The organism is Peribacillus frigoritolerans, from assembly GCF_004358755.1.
Lineage (GTDB): Bacteria > Bacillota > Bacilli > Bacillales > Bacillaceae > Bacillus_P.
The window spans coordinates 854,305-875,272 of the sequence record NZ_SMZY01000003.1; the positions used below are offsets into that span (position 1 = coordinate 854,305).

At 41.1% G+C, this 20,968-nt stretch carries 17 protein-coding genes and 1 rRNA gene; 11 read left to right on the forward strand and 7 right to left on the reverse strand.

Annotated elements, in window-relative coordinates; genetic code table 11:
- Positions 1-33 precede the first annotated feature (33 nt).
- The 7 genes from rsmG to rpmH all read right to left on the reverse strand — a co-directional run bounded on the left by rsmG (position 34) and on the right by rpmH (position 6,518).
- Positions 34-750 carry a 16S rRNA (guanine(527)-N(7))-methyltransferase RsmG gene (rsmG, locus tag E2R53_RS17620; protein ID WP_133313113.1) on the reverse strand — a complete coding sequence of 239 codons (717 nt, stop codon included), beginning with the start codon at positions 748-750 and terminating at the stop codon, positions 34-36.
- Positions 751-773: 23 nt separating this feature from the next.
- Positions 774-2,663, reverse strand: coding sequence for a tRNA uridine-5-carboxymethylaminomethyl(34) synthesis enzyme MnmG (gene mnmG / locus E2R53_RS17625; protein WP_133313029.1), 1,890 nt, complete (start codon positions 2,661-2,663; stop codon positions 774-776).
- 26 nt (positions 2,664-2,689) lie between these two features.
- A complete protein-coding gene (gene mnmE / locus E2R53_RS17630) occupies positions 2,690-4,075 on the reverse strand; it encodes a tRNA uridine-5-carboxymethylaminomethyl(34) synthesis GTPase MnmE (protein ID WP_133313031.1) in 1,386 nt (461 codons plus the stop codon).
- A gap of 272 nt (positions 4,076-4,347) precedes the next feature.
- Positions 4,348-4,968: an RNA-binding cell elongation regulator Jag/EloR gene (jag, locus tag E2R53_RS17635; RefSeq protein WP_133313033.1), complete on the reverse strand. Its 621-nt coding sequence runs from the start codon at positions 4,966-4,968 to the stop codon at positions 4,348-4,350.
- Positions 4,965-5,741 (reverse strand): YidC family membrane integrase SpoIIIJ, encoded by a 777-nt coding sequence (spoIIIJ, locus tag E2R53_RS17640; protein WP_070878915.1) that lies wholly within the window; start codon positions 5,739-5,741, stop codon positions 4,965-4,967. Before spoIIIJ ends, jag begins: the two co-directional genes overlap by 4 nt.
- A 107-nt stretch (positions 5,742-5,848) precedes the next feature.
- Positions 5,849-6,223, reverse strand: a complete 375-nt coding sequence (gene rnpA / locus E2R53_RS17645) for a ribonuclease P protein component (RefSeq protein WP_070878916.1) — start codon at positions 6,221-6,223, stop codon at positions 5,849-5,851.
- 160 nt (positions 6,224-6,383) lie between these two features.
- Positions 6,384-6,518, reverse strand: a complete 135-nt coding sequence (gene rpmH, locus E2R53_RS17650) for a 50S ribosomal protein L34 (protein ID WP_070878917.1) — start codon at positions 6,516-6,518, stop codon at positions 6,384-6,386.
- An 856-nt stretch (positions 6,519-7,374) separates the two neighbouring features.
- Between rpmH and dnaA the strand changes: the two genes are divergently transcribed.
- The 11 genes from dnaA to E2R53_RS17705 form a co-directional block, all read left to right on the forward strand.
- Positions 7,375-8,724: a chromosomal replication initiator protein DnaA gene (gene dnaA / locus E2R53_RS17655; RefSeq protein ID WP_070878919.1), complete on the forward strand. Its 1,350-nt coding sequence runs from the start codon at positions 7,375-7,377 to the stop codon at positions 8,722-8,724.
- Positions 8,725-8,949: 225 nt separating this feature from the next.
- Positions 8,950-10,086, forward strand: coding sequence for a DNA polymerase III subunit beta (gene dnaN, locus E2R53_RS17660; protein ID WP_133313035.1), 1,137 nt, complete (start codon positions 8,950-8,952; stop codon positions 10,084-10,086).
- A gap of 306 nt (positions 10,087-10,392) precedes the next feature.
- On the forward strand, positions 10,393-10,605 hold the full coding sequence (yaaA, locus tag E2R53_RS17665; RefSeq protein ID WP_133313114.1) for a S4 domain-containing protein YaaA: 213 nt from the start codon (positions 10,393-10,395) through the stop codon (positions 10,603-10,605).
- Positions 10,606-10,678: 73 nt separating this feature from the next.
- Positions 10,679-11,791 carry a DNA replication/repair protein RecF gene (gene recF, locus E2R53_RS17670; protein WP_133313037.1) on the forward strand — a complete coding sequence of 371 codons (1,113 nt, stop codon included), beginning with the start codon at positions 10,679-10,681 and terminating at the stop codon, positions 11,789-11,791.
- Between the two features lie 16 nt (positions 11,792-11,807).
- Positions 11,808-12,086 carry an extracellular matrix regulator RemB gene (gene remB / locus E2R53_RS17675; RefSeq protein ID WP_133313039.1) on the forward strand — a complete coding sequence of 93 codons (279 nt, stop codon included), beginning with the start codon at positions 11,808-11,810 and terminating at the stop codon, positions 12,084-12,086.
- A 37-nt stretch (positions 12,087-12,123) separates the two neighbouring features.
- Positions 12,124-14,046 carry a DNA topoisomerase (ATP-hydrolyzing) subunit B gene (gene gyrB / locus E2R53_RS17680; RefSeq protein ID WP_133313041.1) on the forward strand — a complete coding sequence of 641 codons (1,923 nt, stop codon included), beginning with the start codon at positions 12,124-12,126 and terminating at the stop codon, positions 14,044-14,046.
- 161 nt (positions 14,047-14,207) lie between these two features.
- On the forward strand, positions 14,208-14,468 hold the full coding sequence (locus tag E2R53_RS17685; RefSeq protein WP_133313043.1) for a spore coat protein: 261 nt from the start codon (positions 14,208-14,210) through the stop codon (positions 14,466-14,468).
- A 254-nt stretch (positions 14,469-14,722) separates the two neighbouring features.
- On the forward strand, positions 14,723-16,096 hold the full coding sequence (locus E2R53_RS17690; protein ID WP_133313045.1) for a copper amine oxidase: 1,374 nt from the start codon (positions 14,723-14,725) through the stop codon (positions 16,094-16,096).
- A 739-nt stretch (positions 16,097-16,835) separates the two neighbouring features.
- Positions 16,836-19,394, forward strand: a complete 2,559-nt coding sequence (gene gyrA / locus E2R53_RS17695; protein WP_133313047.1) for a DNA gyrase subunit A — start codon at positions 16,836-16,838, stop codon at positions 19,392-19,394.
- Between the two features lie 100 nt (positions 19,395-19,494).
- A complete protein-coding gene (locus E2R53_RS17700; RefSeq protein WP_165971026.1) occupies positions 19,495-20,583 on the forward strand; it encodes an HD-GYP domain-containing protein in 1,089 nt (362 codons plus the stop codon).
- Between the two features lie 263 nt (positions 20,584-20,846).
- Positions 20,847-20,968 (forward strand): 16S ribosomal RNA (locus E2R53_RS17705); the annotation flags it as partial.

Here is a 20,968-nt window from a genome sequence, read left to right on the forward strand (position 1 = left end):
GCATGCAAAACGAACTTTCCACTTAATGTTTTTCTATTCTAATGGAAGTTTATTAGGCGTACCCGGTTTACGCGGATATTTTGCAGGTGTTGATTTTTGTTTATGAATAATAATGATTGAGCGCTCACTTTCCTCAAGAGGCAGCTCAAAGGCATACTTTTCCTTCACTTTTCCTCCAAGCGTGCTGATTGCTTTTTCAGCTTTCATCATCTCTTCCTCAGCTGATGCAGCTTTCATTGCAACGAAGTGACCACCTGTTTTAGCAAGCGGGAGGCAAAGCTCGCTCAAAACAGATAAACGCGCTACAGCCCGTGCCGTTACAACGTCATATGTTTCTCTGAATGCTTTGTTTTTCCCAAATGTTTCTGCTCTGTCATGGTAAAGAGATACGTCGGAAAGGTTCAGTGATTTCGTCAGATGATCTAAAAATGTAATTCTCTTTTGAAGAGAATCCACTATCGCAATTTTCAGATGCGGAAAGCAGATTTTAATCGGCAGGCTGGGAAACCCTGCGCCTGCCCCTACATCGCAAATGGAGAGCGGTTTTGTAAAATCAAAATAGAAAGCAGCAGAAATAGAATCATAAAAATGTTTCAGATAAACTTCTTTTTTCTCTGTAATCGAAGTTAAATTCATTTTCTCATTCCACTCTACAAGCAATTCGTAGTAAGTCTCAAATTGCTTCAGCTGCTCAGCGGAAAGCGAGATTCCCTTTTCCTCAAGACTGGATTTAAATAAAGAAATGTCCATACTCATAACCTTTCTGATCTGCTTTATTCGTTAGAAACTCGAGCAATTCTTCCTTGCTCCATATACACGAGAAGGATGGATATATCTGCTGGATTTACTCCTGAAATGCGGGATGCCTGCGCCATTGAAAGCGGTCTGACTTCCTTAAGTTTCTGGCGTGCTTCAGAAGCGATGCCTGAAATCGCATCGTAATCAATATTTTCCGGGATTTTTTTATTTTCCATTTTCTTCAGCTTTTCAACCTGCTGAAGGGACTTTTCAATATAGCCTTCATATTTAATTTGAATTTCAACCTGTTCGGCTATTTCTCCGGAAATATTTTCATCAGCAGGTGCTAGAGCATGAATATGCTCATAATTCATTTCAGGGCGTTTAATAAGATCTGATGCACGGATTCCGTCTTTCAGTTCACTGCCGCCTGCACTTCGGATTAATTCCTGTGTCTGCTCATTTGGTTTGATGATGACAGAGTTCAGACGTTTTTTCTCTGCTTCAATTGCTTCTTTTTTAAGCAAAAATGCGCTGTAGCGTTCTTCTTTGATAAGTCCAATCTTACGTCCAATATCCGTTAAACGCAAGTCGGCATTGTCATGACGAAGAAGCAGGCGATATTCCGCTCTGGACGTTAATAAACGATACGGCTCATTTGTGCCTTTTGTGACAAGATCGTCTATTAATACTCCGATATAAGCATCCGAGCGGCTCAAGATGACTTCTTCTTTGCCAAGAGCTTTACTCGCTGCATTAATTCCAGCCATTAAACCTTGTCCTGCTGCTTCTTCATAGCCCGACGTGCCATTGATTTGTCCCGCAGTAAAGAGACCTGGAACCTTTTTAGTTTCGAGGGTTGGCCATAGCTGAGTAGGTACGATTGCATCATATTCAATCGCATAGCCTGCACGCATCATTTCCACTTTTTCAAGGCCGGGTATGGATGCAAGAATTCTTCGCTGTACATCTTCCGGAAGACTTGTTGATAATCCCTGAACATATACTTCCTGTGTATTTCTGCCTTCTGGCTCAAGGAAAATCTGATGACGGGGCTTATCATTAAAACGGACGACCTTATCTTCAATTGAAGGACAGTAGCGCGGTCCCGTTCCTTTAATCATACCTGAATACATTGGCGAACGATGAAGATTATCGTCGATGATTTTATGCGTTTCTTCACTTGTATAAGTCAGCCAGCATGGAAGCTGATCGGTAATATATTTTGTCGTTTCATAGGAAAAAGCGCGGGGAACGTCGTCACCTGGCTGAATCTCTGTTTTGCTGTAATCAATTGAATGACTGTTTACACGCGGCGGTGTTCCTGTTTTAAAACGGACCATATCAAGGCCAATTTCCTGCAGATGCTCTGATAATTTAATAGAAGGCTGCTGATTATTAGGTCCGCTTGAATATTGAAGTTCACCTAAAATAATTTTCCCTCTTAAAAATGTTCCAGTAGTCAGAACAACTGTTTTCGCACGATATTCCGCACCCGTTTGAGTAATAACGCCTCGGCATTCTCCGTCTTCAATGATAAGACGGTCGACCATGCCCTGAAGCATTGTAAGATTCCGTTCATTTTCCATCGTTTTTTTCATTTCATGCTGATACGTAAATTTATCCGCCTGAGCACGCAGCGCACGTACAGCCGGTCCTTTGCCTGTATTCAGCATTCTCATTTGAATATGTGTTTTATCGATATTTTTGGCCATTTCTCCGCCTAAAGCATCGATTTCACGCACAACGATTCCTTTTGCCGGTCCGCCTACTGATGGATTACAAGGCATAAAAGCAACCATATCAAGATTTATTGTCAAGGCAAGTGTTTTAGCGCCCATTCTCGCAGAAGCGAGGGCGGCCTCAACCCCTGCATGGCCTGTACCGACAACAACTACATCATAATCACCTGCATGATATCCCATGGTATGAACCTCCTTTATATTTTAAGCTATTTTCCCAAACAGAACTGTGCAAACAGCTGATCAATCAAGCTTTCATGGACAGCATCTCCGATAATTTCGCCAAGCAGCTCCCACGTACGTGTAAGATCGATTTGTACAAGATCAATCGGCACTCCCGCATCAATCGCGTCAAGTGCATCTTCAATCGTTCGTTTTGCCTGTGAAAGCAAAGCAATATGCCTTGTGTTTGAAACATATGTTAAATCCGAAGAGCCAACGCTGCCTTCGAAAAACAGCGAGCTGATGGATTCTTCAAGCTGGTCAATTCCCTGTTCTTCAAGGAGAGAAGTCGTAACGACAGGTGAACCTTTTGCAAGCTCTCTCACCTGTTCCAAATCTATTTTTCCAGGAAGGTCTGTTTTATTTACGATCACAATGACGTCCATGCCGCTGATAGCTTCAAACAGCTGCTCATCCTCTTTTGAAAGAGCCTCACTGTAGTTTAAAACGAGCAGGATAAGGTCGGCCTTTTTCAGTACCTGTCTTGATTTCTCAACACCGATCCGCTCAACAATGTCCTCTGTCTCCCTGATGCCGGCTGTATCAACCAGACGAAGAGGCACGCCTCGGACGTTTACATATTCCTCAATAACATCCCTTGTCGTTCCCGGTATATCTGTTACAATCGCTTTATTTTCATGAATCAGACTATTCAGCAGCGAAGATTTTCCAACATTAGGTCTGCCTACGATAACCGTTGAAAGACCCTCTCTTAAAATCTTGCCCTGCTGAGAGGTTTGAAGCAGCTTTTCAATCTCATTTTTGACGAGCGTTGCTTTTTCAATCAGCATGCTGTGCGTCATTTCTTCTACATCATCATACTCAGGATAATCTATGTTTACTTCCACATGGGCAAGTGTCTCAAGAATTTCCTGGCGCAGACGCTGAATCAGCTTTGATAGTCTGCCTTCCATCTGTCCAAGAGCAACATTCATTGCACGATCTGTTTTTGCCCGTATTAAATCCATCACAGCTTCAGCTTGAGACAAATCAATCCGGCCATTTAAAAACGCTCTCTTTGTAAATTCTCCAGGCTCTGCAAGCCGGGCACCATGGTTTAATGCAAGCTGCAGGACACGGTTTACCGTTACAATCCCGCCGTGGCAGTTTATTTCTACTATATCTTCTCTCGTAAATGTCTTAGGACCTTTCAAAACAGACACCATGACTTCCTCTACGATTTGGCCCGTATCAGGATCTGCAATATGCCCGTAATGAATCGTGTGCGTTTTGACCTCTGTCAATTTCTTTCCTGAAGGACCTGAATACAGCCTGTCCGCAATGCCGATTGCATCGTCCCCGCTCAATCTTACGATGGCAATGGCTCCTTCTCCCATCGGTGTGGATATTGCTGCAATTGTATCGAATTCCATGCGTTTCACCCCGCTTCTTTCAAAATAAATCTATATAGAAATTTCCCATTATTTACGCAGTCAAATTTATAAGATATCATAGTTATTTCTTAATGGAAAGAAAAAAATATCGAATTATCCACAGACTGAAATTCCGCACAATTCTCTTATTATCATTTTAACTTATCCACATGTTAATAACAATATTTCCAACTGGAAGGTTTCTAAGCCCTTAAGCACGAAAGAATGCACAAAAAAATCCCGCTGATCAAAGATCAGCGGGGTTCGTGTTACTATTTCGGAGCAATCACCAAATGACGATTAGGCTCTTCTCCGACCGAGTATGTTTTAATCTTATGCTGCTGGTTAACCAGCGCAGCATGGATAATCTTACGTTCATATGAAGGCATCGGTTCTAAAGGAACCTCTCGTTTTGTACGAACAGCCTGGTGTGCAAGCTTCTGAGCAAGCTGAACCAGCGTTTCTTTGCGGCGGGTTCTGTAGTTTTCAGCATCAACTGTAATATGCAGGTAGTGATTAGAATGACGATTTGCCGCGAGCTGTGTCAAATATTGCATGGAATTAAGTGTTTGTCCGCGCTTTCCAATTAAGAGCGCTACCTTTTCTCCTTCAATTTGAAACGTCACATTTTTGCCTTCTTGAATCATTTCAACTCTTGCATCGACATTCATATTTTTGATCACTTCTGTCAGAAAACGATGTGCTTCTTCAGCAGGATTCGGGCGTTTTACGGCTTTTACCATTGCAGGCTTTGCGCCGAAAAGTCCTAAAAATCCCTTTTTCCCTTCATCAAGAACGGTAATTTCAACTTCTTTATCACTTGCATTCAGTTGTGTTAAAGCGGATTGTACTGCTTCTTCGACGCTAAGTCCGGTAGCAGTTATTTCTCTCACTTTTTCGTTCCTCCCGATTTTAATAGTGCTTTCGCTCTAATATCAGGTCCGTAGATGATCATTGTCTGCACGATCATGAAAAGATTTCCGACTACCCAATATAAGGATAGTGCAGCTGGGAAGCTGACAGCAAAGACGACGATCATAATTGGCATGATATATAAAAGCATAGCCATTTGCGGATTTTGATTTGCTGTTCCTGCCATTGTCAATTTTTGTTGAATGAATGTTGTAATACCAGCGATGATCGGCAGAAGGAATAATGGATCACGTGATCCAAGGTCAAACCACAGGAAGTTGTGATCTGCGATTGCTTCTGTTCTCATGATGGCATGATAAAAACCGATCAGGATTGGCATTTGAACTAATAATGGAAAACACCCTGCAAGAGGATTTACTTTATTCTTCTGGAATAAAGCCATTGTTTCCTGCTGGAGTTTTTGCTGTGTTTTTTGATCTTTAGAACTGTATTTTTCACGAAGCTTTTGCATTTCTGGCTGCAATTCCTGCATCGCTTTTGAGTTTTTAATCTGTTTAATCATTAAAGGCAAGATCGCAAAACGAATGATCAGCGTTACAATAACGATTGACAGTCCGTAGCTATTACCCATTAATTCTGCAAAATAGATGATCAGCCATGACAACGGATACACAATGTAGTGATTCCAGAACCCCTGACTTTCCTCTGTGATTGGCTGGTTCACTTCTGTACATCCCGTAAGAAGCATCATGATGCTCACTAAGCCAAGCACTAACAATATTCTCCTTTTCAACCGGTATTCCTCCTAACAAAATATCTAAACCTGCAAGTTCTGCCGACTTTATTCAACATTTATTTTAACATCTTTCAAAAACGAAAACGTCTTTCATTTTTCATTTTCTATGTATTTTTTATGGAGTTTTCACGCTGCGGTCTTGCTCTGTGGACTTTTGTTTTTCTGAAAAGGTGCAGTAGACTGCTTTTCACTTCATGATAGTCCATTTCGGATGCCGGCTTTCTGGCAATTACTATATAATCAATGCCTGTTTTTAAGCTGTCCTTTTCTTCAAGAAAAACTTGGCGGACGAGACGCTTAATTCTGTTTCTTGTCACGGCATTTCCTATCTTTTTACTGACTGATAAACCTAAACGGAATTCTTTTTCTTCAGGCTGATTCAGCATGTAGATCACAAATTGTCTATTTGCCATCGACTTTCCATGCTTGAATACTTTTTGGAAGTCTTCGTTTTTTTTGATGCGGTTTTTCTTTTTCATATCCTCACTCCGGATCCTTGCCTGAATTCTTCAGCCTTCTGAGAGCTTTTCCATCATTATTTCTTTAACAATATCTATTTAAACAGCTGTTTTGAAAAACATGGCCCAACCATAAGCGGATTGGGCCATGTAAAAAAGACCACTGATATTTTTCAGTGGCCTATGCTGATAATACTTTTCTTCCTTTAAGACGACGTGCAGCTAGCACTTTACGTCCGTTTTTAGTGCTCATGCGAGCGCGGAAACCGTGAACTTTACTATGTTTACGTTTATTTGGTTGATAAGTTCTTTTCATTATAGACACCTCCCTGAGGAATTGCTGTTAAAGACAGTCTTACTAATTATAGAGAGTGACCTAGTGAATTGTCAACCACATGTCAAAAAGATCTTATGAGGAAACATGGTTTCTCCATTATTTATTGTTTCTCATGGCTGTGTCCTCACTAATTTTTTGCTTTGCGTATATTCATTCTACGCAGGTCCCGGTCGTGCTCTTTTCCTTAGGATCTTTTGGAATCGAGTGAGTTTTTTATACATTCATCCGTGGATCTCCGCTGCATTCACTTGCTTTCCGCTTTAAACTTCTTTCCAAAGCATCAAACTTTACAAAAAGAGCTTTTCTCAAATAAAAACTTTTCACATTTATATGGATCTTATCACTATTAAAAAATCCAAGAATAAATTTTAAGAGAAAAACCAGAACCATTTTTTGATGTACAAATCTGTCAAACATCATAGACTGTGCATAGTTTTTTCGACATATTTTTTATCCACACCTGTTATCGACAGGTTTCACACAGAACAAACATATGTGGACAATTATTCTCAACATAGAGACGGATATGTGGATAAGTTTTTTAAAACCATTGCGCCGCTTCGTTTAATTTGATATTATATTTGTGTTTTCACTCTGAATATTGGAACGTCAATATCCGGTTTATCCACACACTGTGGATAACATGTGGAAAGATTATAAACACCCTGTTAAAAAACTTGTCCACATTTAACGGTTTATGTCGAAAAGACGTTTTTCTACTATATTATATGTTTATGCACATTTTGTTCGTTTTGCATTTTTATTCACGGACATCCAGCCGTTGTACAAAACATGTACACGTTCATTTTATAGAAAAAGGAGGGAGATGCCTCATATGGAGAATATTGATGAATTATGGAGCAAGGCTTTATCAGAAATTGAAAAAAAGCTGAGCAAGCCCAGTTTTGAAACATGGCTTAAATCCACTAAAGCTCATGCTCTTAAGGGAGATACATTAACAATCACTGCACCCAATGAATTTGCGCGTGACTGGCTTGAATCCAGGTATCTGCATTTGATTGCCAATACCATATATGAGCTTACAGGCGAGGAATTGCTGATAAAATTTATCATTCCCCAAAATCAGAATGAAGCTGATTTTATGCCGAAATCACCTATAAAGCCGATGACTAAAGAGGAAGAACAGATTGAGCTTCCGCAAAACATGCTGAATCCGAAGTATACATTTGATACATTCGTAATCGGTTCAGGGAACCGTTTTGCCCACGCAGCTTCTCTGGCTGTAGCCGAAGCACCCGCGAAGGCGTATAATCCGCTATTCATTTACGGGGGAGTCGGACTTGGAAAAACGCATTTAATGCACGCCATTGGCCATTATGTGATTGATCACAAGCCTAACGCGAAAGTTGTTTATTTATCATCAGAAAAGTTTACAAACGAATTTATCAATAGTATTCGTGACAACAAAGCGAAAGACTTCCGCAATAAATACCGAAGTGTCGACGTGCTGCTTATAGATGATATTCAATTTCTTGCAGGTAAAGAACAAACTCAAGAGGAGTTTTTCCATACGTTTAATACGCTCCATGAAGAAAGCAAGCAAATTGTGATCTCAAGCGACCGTCCTCCAAAAGAAATTCCAACCCTGGAAGACCGTCTTCGTTCCAGGTTTGAATGGGGTTTAATAACAGACATTACACCGCCTGATCTTGAAACAAGAATTGCCATCCTCAGAAAGAAAGCAAAGGCTGAAGGTCTTGATATTCCGAATGAGGTTATGCTCTACATCGCCAATCAAATCGATTCCAATATCCGTGAGCTTGAAGGGGCACTCATTCGAGTTGTAGCTTATTCATCTTTAATCAATAAGGATATAAATGCCGATCTCGCAGCAGAAGCACTGAAGGATATTATTCCAAGCTCTAAGCCGAGAATGATCACGATTGCAGACATCCAGCGCATGGTCGGTCAGCATTTCAGTGTAAAGCTAGAAGACTTTAAAGCAAAGAAACGCACGAAATCAGTCGCGTTCCCAAGGCAAATTGCCATGTATCTTTCAAGAGAATTAACGGATTCCTCTTTGCCTAAAATTGGCGAAGAATTCGGAGGCCGTGACCATACAACAGTTATTCATGCCCATGAAAAAATTTCTAAGCTGCTTCAGGCTGATGATCAGCTTGTTAAACAGCTAAAAGAGATCGAAAGCATGCTGAAAGGCTCTTAAAAAAGCTTGCACTTATAAAAATTAATATGGATAATGTGAATAACCAAGCACGATTCATACACAGTCTGTCCACAGGTGGATAGGCTGTGTTTCCTTTCGTCAACAGAGTTATACACATTTCCACAGGCCCTACTAGTACTTCTACTATTTTTTCTTTAAATAATATATATATTAAGTGGCTCAAAGAAATATGCTCCCATACGAAAAAAAGGAGGATTTCCCTAAATGAAATTTGTCATCCAAAAAGATCGGTTAGTTCAAAGTGTCCAAGACGTTATGAAAGCCGTATCTTCAAGAACAACAATCCCGATTTTGACAGGAATTAAAATTGTTGCAACAGAAGAAGGTGTCACACTTACAGGAAGTGATTCTGACATCTCTATTGAATCGTTTATCCCAACTGAAGAAAACGGCAAAGAAATCGTTGAAATCAAACAAACTGGAAGCATTGTACTCCAGGCCCGCTTTTTTAGTGAAATCGTTAAAAAACTTCCGAAGGAATCGGTAGAAATTGAAGTTCTTGGCCACCATATGACCGTCATCCGCTCAGGCAAAGCAGAATTTAACCTTAACGGGCTTGATGCAGAAGAGTATCCTCATCTGCCGCAAGTAGAAGAACATAATAGTTTTAGAGTGCCGACAGATCTTTTAAAAACAATGATCCGTCAAACGGTATTCTCGGTCTCAACTTCAGAAACGCGTCCTATTTTGACAGGGGTCAACTGGAAGCTTGAAAATAGAGAGTTAATCTGTATTGCAACAGACAGTCACCGATTGGCGCTCCGCAAAGCAAAAATCGAAACAGATACAGACAGCTCTTATAATGTCGTTATTCCGGGAAAAAGCTTAAATGAATTAAGCAAGATTCTTGCAGACACAAGTGATGAAATTGAAATAGTGATTACAGAAAGCCAAGTCCTTTTTAAAGCGGAAAATTTACTTTTCTTCTCAAGATTATTGGACGGAAACTACCCTGATACTACAAGACTTATTCCTGCTGAGAGCAAAACAGATATGGTCCTGAATACAAAAGAATTTCTTCAGGCAATCGACCGGGCATCTCTTCTTGCAAAAGAAGGAAGAAATAACGTAGTTAAGTTTTCAACCCTTGAAGAAGGTATTGTAGAAGTTTCTTCAAACACTCCGGAGATCGGAAAAGTCATTGAGGAAGTTCAGACTCAGGAGATTACAGGAGAAGAATTAAAAATCTCATTCAGTGCAAAATATATGATGGATGCATTAAAAGCACTTGAAGGAACGGAAATTAAAATCAGCTTTACGGGTGCAATGAGACCGTTTTTAATCCGCACTCCGGAAGACGATTCCATTCTCCAATTAATTCTTCCTGTTAGAACGTATTAATTAAGAAAAGCGCAAGCGCCCGTTCTGGCCAAGGAGTCTGAGCGATTCCGCTCGCCATCGAAACGCAAAATTTTATACTTTCTAATCTCTTAAACAAGCTGCTGGCACAAGCTGGCAGCTTTTCTTTTCCTTCCGCAGGACCTTATACCTACCTGGTGTTCATGTGAGATGGACACACTCATTCTTGATAACGAACGAAGCGGACTGGAAGAGATTAAAGGGTTAAATAGGTGTTGTGAAAGTATGGATAAGTTTAGTAAAATTAACTGTTGGAGACTTAAAGAAAGAAGGCGATCTGCAGTGTCAATAAAGGCAGTGAAAATTGAGACAGAATACATTACGCTTGGACAGTTCCTGAAGCTTGCTGAAGTTATTCAAACAGGCGGCATGGCTAAATGGTTTTTGCAGGAATATGCGATTTTTGTAAATGGAGAGCCTGAAAACCGCCGGGGGAAAAAACTGTTCGCTGATGATACAGTTGATATTCCGGACTTTGGCTCTTTTATCGTGAAAAACTAAGGCTTGCAGGCCATTCATATAGAATGATCACTCTCTTTGCAAAAAGAGCAAAAACTAAAGTTGGTGAACGGATTTGTTTATCAAAGAATTAACGCTGCGGAATTACAGGAACTATGAAGAACTGACCGTAGAGTTTGAAAATAAGGTCAATGTTATTTTAGGGGAAAATGCTCAGGGCAAGACAAATGTGATGGAAGCCATCTATGTATTAGCCATGGCAAAGTCCCATCGCACCTCAAATGACAAAGATCTTATCTATTGGGACAAGGAATATGCTAAAATAGAAGGCAGAGTAGAAAAGTACAGCGGCTCAGTCGCCATGCAGCTCGTTGTCTCTAAAAAAGGGAAAAAAGCGAAGCTGAATCATATTGAACAGCAGAAATTAAGCCAGTATGTAGGGGCAATGAATGTCATTATGTTTGCACCCGAGGATCTCAATCTCGTAAAGGGGAGCCCTCAAATCAGAAGGCGTTTTATTGATATGGAAATCGGACAGGTGTCACCTGTCTATCTTCATGATTTAAATAGATTTCAAAAAATTATGCTGCAGAGGAATCAGTATTTAAAGCAGATGCAGATGCGCAAACAGACGGATCGAACGATGCTTGATGTACTTACTTCACAGCTTGCAGAGTCTGCCGCAAAGGTCATTTTAAAACGGATTGAGTTCATAGAGAAACTGCAAAAGTGGGCCCAGCCGATTCATACAGGCATCAGCAGAGGACTTGAAACGTTAACAATTGAGTATAAAGCATCTGTCGATGTATCAGAAGAGGCAAGTTTGTCGAAAATGATAGAAGCATATGAAGAGAAGTTTGATAAAATAAAAGATAGAGAAATTGAGCGCGGCGCAACCCTTGCAGGTCCACACAGAGATGATCTCTTATTTTTTGTAAATGGGCGTGATGTGCAGACATTTGGTTCCCAGGGACAGCAGAGGACGACCGCACTATCGCTGAAGCTTGCAGAAATCGAATTGATCCATGAGGAAATTGGAGAATACCCGATTTTGCTGCTTGATGATGTTTTATCAGAACTCGACGATTACAGACAATCTCATTTATTGAATACGATTCAAGGGAAAGTGCAGACATTTGTTACAACAACTAGTGTTGAAGGCATTGACCATCAGACGCTGAAAGAAGCAACGACATACCATGTTTCAAAAGGCAGGCTGACACGCTGAAAAGAGGTGGTTTTTCTTGTATATTCACCTGGGAGATAATTTTGTGATTCCCTCAAAAGAAGTTGTCATGATTATTGATCATCATTCTTCAAAAACATCCGGAATTGTCAGTGAGTTTTTAGAAAAACATCAGAATCATACAGTCAAGCTTGCGAGCGGAGAGACAAAATCAATTGTTGTAACCACAGATAAAATCTATTTTTCCCCTCTTGCATCAGGCACGTTGAAAAAACGCGCGAAATTCACATTTGACATAGATATGGTTGCGGATGAACCATTCAAAAATCATTCTTAATAAGCCCTTAAGAAAAGTGTAGGTGATCATAGTGGCGATGGAACAAAAACAAATCGAACAGCAAACTTATGATGAAAACCAAATACAAGTATTAGAAGGCTTAGAGGCTGTCCGGAAACGTCCTGGGATGTATATTGGATCAACAGCAGCAAAAGGTCTTCACCATCTCGTTTGGGAAATTGTCGATAACAGTATTGACGAAGCGCTTGCTGGTTACTGTGATGAAATCAACATTATTGTTGAAGAAGATAACAGCATTACCGTAAAAGACAATGGACGCGGTATTCCAGTAGGAATTCATGAAAAAATGGGACGTCCTGCCGTTGAGGTCATCATGACCGTTCTCCATGCCGGAGGGAAATTCGGCGGCGGAGGATACAAAGTATCCGGCGGACTGCATGGTGTAGGTGCATCAGTAGTTAACGCGCTTTCGACTGTCCTTGAGGTTACTGTTTACCGTGAAGGAAAAATCCATTATCAGAAGTTTGAGCGCGGAGTGCCGGCTGGTGATTTGGAAGTCATTGGAGAAAGTGAACTGACAGGGACGACAACTCACTTCTGTCCGGATCCGGAAATCTTTACTGAAACGGTTGAATATGATTTTGATACTCTTGCAAATCGGTTAAGAGAGCTTGCTTTCTTGAATCGGAATATTAAAATCACGATTGAAGATAAACGCGAAAACAAACGCAAAAAGGAATACTTGTACGAAGGCGGAATTAAATCATATGTCGAACATTTAAACCGCACACGTGAAGTTATTCATGAAGAGCCTGTATACATGGAAGGCGAAAAGGACGGCATTACAGTTGAGGTTGCCCTGCAATACAATGATTCTTATACAAGCAATATCTATTCTTTTGCCAATAACATTCATACGTATGAAGGCGGAACTCATGAAGCTGGATTTAAAACAGCCCTCACTCGAGTCATTAATGACTATGCCCGTAAAAACGGTGCTTTTAAAGAGAGTGATGCCAACTTGACTGGTGATGATGTGCGTGAAGGGATAACAGCGATTATCTCTGTTAAACATCCTGATCCGCAGTTTGAAGGACAAACCAAAACAAAATTAGGCAACTCGGAAACGAGAACCGTTACTGATAACCTTTTTGCAGAAGGATTTGAGAAGTTTTTGCTGGAAAATCCTTCAACAGCCAAGAAGATTCTTGAAAAAGGATTAATGGCTTCCAGAGCACGTCTTGCAGCGAAAAAAGCTCGTGAATTAACACGCCGCAAAAGTGCGCTTGAAATTTCGAATCTGCCGGGAAAACTTGCGGACTGTTCATCTAAAGACCCTTCTATCTCTGAATTGTATGTAGTTGAGGGTGACTCTGCCGGAGGTTCTGCTAAACAAGGCCGCGACCGTCATTTCCAGGCAATCCTCCCGCTTAGAGGGAAAATCATTAACGTTGAAAAAGCCCGTTTGGATAAAATTCTTTCCAATAACGAGATCCGCACGATCATTACCGCTCTCGGAACAGGGATTGCAGAGGATTTTGATATTTCAAAGGCCCGTTATCATAAAATTATCATCATGACAGATGCTGACGTGGATGGAGCCCATATCCGGACCCTTCTGCTAACATTCTTTTACCGCTATATGCGACAGATCATTGAAAATGGATATGTCTACATTGCGCAGCCGCCTTTATTTAAAGTGCAGCAGGGTAAACGAATTGAATATGCGTACAATGACAGAGAAATGGAGAAGCTGATGGCGGAACTGCCGGCTACTCCTAAACCGGGCATCCAGCGCTACAAAGGTCTTGGGGAAATGAACCCTGAGCAGCTTTGGGAAACAACGATGGATCCGAATACTAGAACATTCCTTCAAGTAACATTAGAAGATGCGATGGAAGCAGACGAAACGTTTGACATCCTTATGGGTGACAAAGTAGAGCCGCGCCGAAACTTCATCGAAGGAAATGCACAATACGTAAAGAATCTGGATATCTAAGAATCCAGAGTTACTCAAAAAGAAAAGTCAAAGCAGTTTTTCTGCTTTGACTTTTCTTTTTCTCCAAGCTTATTAATTCACAAGTAGCCCACTACTTTTAAACTCGTCCTGCATATCTTTTTAAAGTAAGTAGGCAATTTATCTAAGCAGGAGGCGTAAAGATGAATAATCAGCAGTTTTATCATCAAGATGACATGCGGCGTCCGTTCGGCAGACCAGGATTCGGATTCGGGAGACCTGGATTTGGTTTTGGAAGGCCAGGTTTTGGATTCGGGAGACCTGGATTTGGTTTTCCGTTTGCAACAGGATTTCTTGGAGGGCTTGCAACAGGCGCATTATTAACACCTGGATATGGCTATGGCTATGGTTATCCGTACCCGTATTATCCGCCGTATCCATACCCGTACTACCCTTATTACTAATATCAGCCGAAAAACATCCGAAAAGGATGTTTTTTCTATTTACATTGATTGTTGTTTTTGGTTATACATTCATCCATGGATCTTAGCTGCAATCCATCAAGGCTTAAACTTTCTTTCTTAAGCAACAAACAAAACTTTACAAAAAGAACATAAATTTTAAAATTTTTAATATTATGTGATCCATATAAAAACTCTCTCCGTTAGTCCAAGTGTAAATACCCAATAAACTAAATGGAAAAAGGAGAGAATTTAAAATGAAGATGAAAAAAGCTCTAATCGCAGTACCCCTCAGTTTCTCCCTGCTGATTCCGGCATTTGGCACAGCGAGTGCTGAAGATCACGGCGGAGGCCATGGAGGCAATCATGGAGGTATGGTTTCAACAGACGTTTCTAACCCTGCTATTGATCTTCGTGCATCACTTGATGCGATCCTCTCTGAACATGCATACTTAGCAGTTGTTGCCATGCAAAAAGGAATTGAGGGCAAAGAAGATTTTGAAGCAGCAGCAGGCCAGCTTAATAAAAACACAGAAGAATTGTCAGCAGCAGTGTCATCTGTTTACGGTGAAGAAGCTGGAGCGCAATTTAAAGAAATATGGAGCAGCCATATCGGATACTTTGTACAATATGTAACAGCAACAGCTGAAAACAATGAAGAAGGCAGAAAACAGGCATTAGCTGAACTGGACGAGTACAGAGTCGAGCAAGCAGGCTTCCTTGATACGGCAACTGAAGGGCGTTTAAAAGCGGAAGATCTTGAAGAAGGATTAAAAGTTCATATTGATCAATTAATCTGGGCTTTTGAAAGCTACAGAACGGGCGAATACGATAAAGCATATGACAACATAACAGAATCAATGCACCATATGTTCGGAGTCGGCAAAGGATTATCATGGGCAATTACCGATCAGTACCCTGACAAATTTGAAAATACGTCATCGGATACACCAGCTGCAGACTTGAGAGCAGATTTAAACCAAGTATTCTCTGAGCATGCAGCCCTTGCAGCACTTACTATGCAAAAAGGAATTGACGGAGCAAAAGACTTCGAAGCAGCAGCAGGAGCATTAAATGAAAATACAGAGGATTTAACAGCAGCAGTTGAATCTGTTTACGGGGCTGAAGGCGCTGCACAATTTAAAGAAATATGGAGCAGCCACATCGGGTACTTTGTAGATTATGTAACAGCAACAGCTGAAAACAACGAAGAAGGGAAAGAAGAGGCTGTAGCGGAACTAGATGTATACCGTGCAGAACAAGCAGCATTCCTTGATACAGCAACAGAAGGACGCTTAAAAGCGGCTGACCTTGAGGCGGGCCTTAAAGAGCATGTTGATCAATTGCTGAATGCATTCAACAGCTATACAGGCAAAGATTATCCTGCAGCTTATGAAAATATTCACGTGGCATATACGCATATGTTTGGAGTAGGCCAAGCGATGTCATCTGCGATTGTTGATCAATTCCCTGGAAAATTTGAAAGTGAAAAACCAACTGAAATGCCTAAAACAGGCTTGGGCGGCATGAGCGAAACAAACAACAGTGCAATCTTATGGAGCGTTTTTGGATTTATACTGGCTTCAGTTTCAATTGCGATGATCGCTCGCCGGAAATCTATCAATAACTAAGAAGGATGAAGCGGGGGGACAAAGATGTCCTCCTTTTTTCTTTCCCAATTTCAGCAAGAAAGGAGACATTCATCTAATGAGAGGGCTTCTTTTATTCAGTCTTATTCTTTCAGGCTGTACAGCTTCAGGACAGCTGGATGAAAAAGAAGGAGATAAGACGAGACGGGTCTCAGCATAGCTGAGGCAGGCGACACAACTTCTGCAGCCTCTTTATCACCCCCGAAAAATGCCCCGGTTGATGAAAATTTTTAACTATGCTATACAAGTAAAGTTACCTTAATTACATACACCGGCACCATTAATCAAGAAGAACGGACACATGACAAAAGATTGGTTGTCTATAGGGAATTAAAAGAATTGTAAAACTAGAATCCCTGCCTCAATAGGCGGGGATTCTTTAGATGAATCGCATATTTATCTGAATTTGACGTGTAATGTCATAGGTTTATTGATATAATGGAGAGTAGGCTATTATTTAATTTTATACAGCCATACATAATCAGTTTGATATTTTATCAACAAAGATTTATAAGATCCAAAGTTTCTGGAGACCTTTAACTCCCGTTTTTTTTAGAGATAAGAAAGTATAAAACTTGGCGCTTGCGCTTTTCTTATGAGATTAGAGAGCTTAAACATATACACATCATTGACAAGCTCCGGCGCCTGTATTCCCGGTCACAACTGGCCTTGGCGCTTCCGTTTTTCCGGTTGGAGCTATATAGATTAGGGAGGTTCAAACATGGAAGAAAATAAAACTCCTCAAGTAAAAGAGATAAATATTAGTCATGAAATGCGCTCATCTTTCCTGGATTATGCGATGAGTGTTATCGTTTCGCGTGCGCTTCCCGATGTTCGTGACGGGTTAAAGCCTGTTCATCGCCGCATTTTATATGCAATGAACGATTTAGGGATGACATCTGATAAACCGTTCAAGAAATCTGCCCGTATCGTCGGAGAAGTAATCGGTAAGTATCACCCGCATGGTGACAGTGCCGTTTATGATTCTATGGTCCGCATGGCTCAAAATTTCAACTTCCGGTATATGCTTGTAGATGGACATGGAAACTTCGGTTCTGTCGACGGCGACGGAGCTGCAGCGATGCGTTATACAGAGGCGCGCATGTCCAAAATTGCAATGGAGCTTATCCGCGATATTAATAAAGATACAATCGACTATCAGGACAACTATGACGGTTCGGAACGTGAGCCGGTTGTTCTTCCGTCCCGTTACCCTAACTTGCTGGTAAACGGTGCAGCGGGTATCGCAGTCGGCATGGCAACAAATATCCCTCCTCATCAGCTTGGAGAAGTCATTGACGGTGTACTGGCTGTAAGCAAGGACCCTGATGTAAGTATTCCTGAGCTGATGGAGATTATTCCAGGGCCGGATTTCCCGACAGCTGGTCAGATTATCGGCAGAAGCGGGATTCGCAAAGCCTACGAAACAGGCCGCGGTTCTATTACAATCCGCGCTAGGGTAGAAATTGAGGAAAAAGCATCAGGTAAAGAAGTAATCATCGTAAGAGAACTTCCTTACCAGGTGAATAAAGCGAAGTTAATTGAAAAAATTGCTGAGCTTGTGCGTGACAAGAAGATTGAGGGCATCACCGATCTGCGTGATGAATCAGACCGCAACGGAATGCGCATCGTCATTGAAGTGCGCAAAGATGCCAATTCAAATGTTCTATTAAACAATCTTTACAAACAGACTGCCCTTCAAACAAGCTTCGGCATCAATATGCTTGCCCTTGTAAATGGACAGCCTCAAGTATTGAACCTTAAACAGTTCCTGGTCTACTATCTGGATCATCAGAAGGTTATTATCCGCCGCCGTACAGCATTTGAACTTCGCAAAGCGGAAGCACGTGCACATATTTTAGAAGGTTTGAGAATTGCGCTGGATCACTTGGATGAAGTCATCTCCCTGATCCGCAGCTCTCAGACTACGGATATTGCACGTCTTGGCTTGATGGATAACTTCTCTCTATCAGAAAAACAGGCACAGGCGATTCTTGATATGCGTCTGCAGCGGTTAACAGGACTTGAAAGAGAGAAAATCGAAGAAGAGTACCAGGGACTAGTACAGCTGATTGCAGAATTGAAAGCAATCTTGGCTGACGATGAAAAAGTTCTTGAAATTATCCGCGAGGAATTAGAAGAAATCAAGGAGCGTTTCAATGATGTTCGCCGCACGGAAATTGTGTCGGGCGGAATTGAAATGATCGAAGATGAAGATCTGATCCCTGTTGAAAATATCGTGATTACTCTTACTCACAACGGCTATATTAAAAGACTTCCAATCTCAACGTACCGCAGTCAGCGCCGCGGAGGCAGAGGGATTCAGGGGATGGGTACGAATGAGGATGATTTCGTAGAACATCTTTTAACAACATCTACTCATGACACGATTCTCTTCTTTACGAATAAAGGGAAGGTTTACCGTGCGAAAGGGTATGAAATTCCAGAGTACGGAAGAACAGCTAAAGGACTTCCGATTATTAACCTTCTGGAAATAGAAAAAGGCGAATGGGTGAATGCCATCATCCCTGTTTCTGAATTCGTGGATGATTGGTCATTATTCTTTACAACTAAAGAAGGAATATCTAAGCGTTCTCCTCTGACACAATTCGCTAACATCAGAAAAGGCGGCTTGATCGCAGTGAACCTGCGTGAAAACGATGAACTTATTTCTGTCCGTTTAACAGATGGAACGAAACACATCATGATTGGAACGAAAAAAGGAATGCTCATTCGTTTCCCTGAAACAGATGTCCGCTCAATGGGACGTACAGCAACTGGTGTTAAAGGGATTACCCTGGATTCTGATGACGAAGTTGTCGGAATGGAAATCCTTGAAGAAGATGTCGATGTCCTTGTAGTAACACGCAATGGATTCGGCAAACGGACGCCTGCAGCTGAATACCGGATTCAAAGCCGCGGCGGTAAAGGGATTAAAACATGCAACGTCACGGAGAAAAATGGTACAGTGATTTCTGTTAAGCCTTCTACTGGAGAAGAGGATCTCATGCTGATTACAGCAAGCGGTGTTCTTATCCGAATGGCGATCGACAGCATTTCGACAACCGGCCGTAACACACAGGGTGTTAAGCTGATTAAACTTGGCGACGAAGAGCACGTTGCTACTGTCGCTGTTGTAGAAAAAGAAGAGCTCGAACCGGAAGATGCCGAGATTTTGGAAAATGAAGAAGGGTTACAGGAAGATTCATCAGCAGAACCAATCTCAACTGAAGAAGGTTCTGCAGAAGACTCTTCTGGTGAACCGGATACAGAAGAATAGCAAATGAAAGACATAGCCTTTAAAGCTATGTCTTTTTTTATTTTCAAAAACCATTTTCTACTAAATAGAATCGTTTATAATATGGATGGGAGGGATTCATGTGAGAGTCCATATTAATCAGCTGACTGAAGGATGCATACTGTCAAAAGACGTATTTTCAATGTCGCACAAACCTTTGATGCGCACCCAAACCATCTTAAATCAAGATCTTCTGCAAATCCTTCAGGCTTTTTTAATAAATGAAGTAGAAGTAGAGCCATACTTTGAAAATGGAAATGCCTTTAAACCTGCTGGGGTAATCCTTGATTCTTCTGCAGGTGAAAAAATAGTAAATTCAAAACAGAGCACCCATTTTGAAGGTCTATATAAAAATGCTGTGCAAGCCTTTAAGCAATTGTATTTAGACTGGCAATCCGGCGCGTTGGTTGATATCTCCAAAATCAGAAACCTATTAATTCCTGTTGTTGAACAGGGACTGAAAGAACCTGATAAAATATTTAAAACCTATGAATATACAAAAGATGAAGATCATCTTTACCACCACTCAGTATCTGCAGGATTAGTAAGCGCTTATTTAGGAAAGAGTATGGGCTTTTCCTATGGAGAGACGATCCAGGTTGCTATGACGGGTCTGCTGTGTGACTGCGGCATAACAAAAGTAGAGCAGGGGTTTCTGACTAAAAAGACTGCTCTAACAGACAAAGAGTTTAAAGAAATCAAGCAGCATCCTGTACATAGCTACAAAATGCTGAAAAATATCGTTTCTTTAAAAGAGGCTGTTAAGCTTGGAGTTTTGCAGCATCATGAACGCCTTGACGGGAGCGGGTACCCATTAGGAGCAAAGGCTGATCAGCTTCACCCCTTCGGCAAAATAGCGGCTCTTGCCCATGCATATCAGGCGATGGTCTCAGAAAGGCCGCACAGAAGCAAACAATCACCTTTTAAAGTCTTAGAACAGCTCATGCAAGATGAGTTTGGGAAATTTGATCTGAAGGCACTGAATGGATTGAAGAAGGGATTACTAAAACTAAGTTCAGGGACAACTGTCAGATTGTCAGACGGCAGAATAGCAGTGATCGTATTTATAGAAGATCAAAATCCGACCAGACCTCTTGTAAAGATAGAAGGAACTGAGGAAATTCTTGCACTTAAAGGACAAAGTCACCTTTTTATAGAAGAAATCATTTAAGAGCAAACTTTTTGCTCTTTTCTTATTGCTTATTTTAATAGGTGCTGATATAATTCTATAAGTCAGTAAGAAACCTTCTACATAAAGCAGTTAAAGAAAATTATTTTTAAAAAATGATTGACACAAACTCAGTAGAAATGGTATATTGAAAGGGTCGCTTCGAGAGAACGCGACACAAAAAGTTCTTTGAAAACTAAACAAAACCAAAAGCGTACCAAACGTTTTAAATTTTTGAAGTCAGCAACAAATTGAGTCACGAATTTTCTTCGGAGAGTTTGATCCTGGCTCAGGACGAACGCTGGCGGCGTGCCTAATACATGCAAGTCGAGCGGACTTGCTGGAGCTTGCTCCAGCAGGTTAGCGGCGGACGGGTGAGTAACACGTG

Excerpts from the sequence above, each read along its gene's own strand:
- rsmG (WP_133313113.1), bottom strand. The coding sequence starts at position 750 with ATGGACATTTCTTTATTTAAATCCAGTCTTGAGGAAAAGGGAATCTCG.
- mnmG (WP_133313029.1), bottom strand. The coding sequence starts at position 2,663 with ATGGGATATCATGCAGGTGATTATGATGTAGTTGTTGTCGGTACAGGC.
- mnmE (WP_133313031.1), bottom strand. The coding sequence starts at position 4,075 with ATGGAATTCGATACAATTGCAGCAATATCCACACCGATGGGAGAAGGA.
- rnpA (WP_070878916.1), bottom strand. The coding sequence starts at position 6,223 with ATGAAAAAGAAAAACCGCATCAAAAAAAACGAAGACTTCCAAAAAGTA.
- rpmH (WP_070878917.1), bottom strand. The coding sequence starts at position 6,518 with ATGAAAAGAACTTATCAACCAAATAAACGTAAACATAGTAAAGTTCAC.
- dnaA (WP_070878919.1), top strand. The coding sequence starts at position 7,375 with ATGGAGAATATTGATGAATTATGGAGCAAGGCTTTATCAGAAATTGAA.
- dnaN (WP_133313035.1), top strand. The coding sequence starts at position 8,950 with ATGAAATTTGTCATCCAAAAAGATCGGTTAGTTCAAAGTGTCCAAGAC.
- gyrB (WP_133313041.1), top strand. The coding sequence starts at position 12,124 with ATGGAACAAAAACAAATCGAACAGCAAACTTATGATGAAAACCAAATA.
- E2R53_RS17685 (WP_133313043.1), top strand. The coding sequence starts at position 14,208 with ATGAATAATCAGCAGTTTTATCATCAAGATGACATGCGGCGTCCGTTC.
- E2R53_RS17690 (WP_133313045.1), top strand. The coding sequence starts at position 14,723 with ATGAAGATGAAAAAAGCTCTAATCGCAGTACCCCTCAGTTTCTCCCTG.
- gyrA (WP_133313047.1), top strand. The coding sequence starts at position 16,836 with ATGGAAGAAAATAAAACTCCTCAAGTAAAAGAGATAAATATTAGTCAT.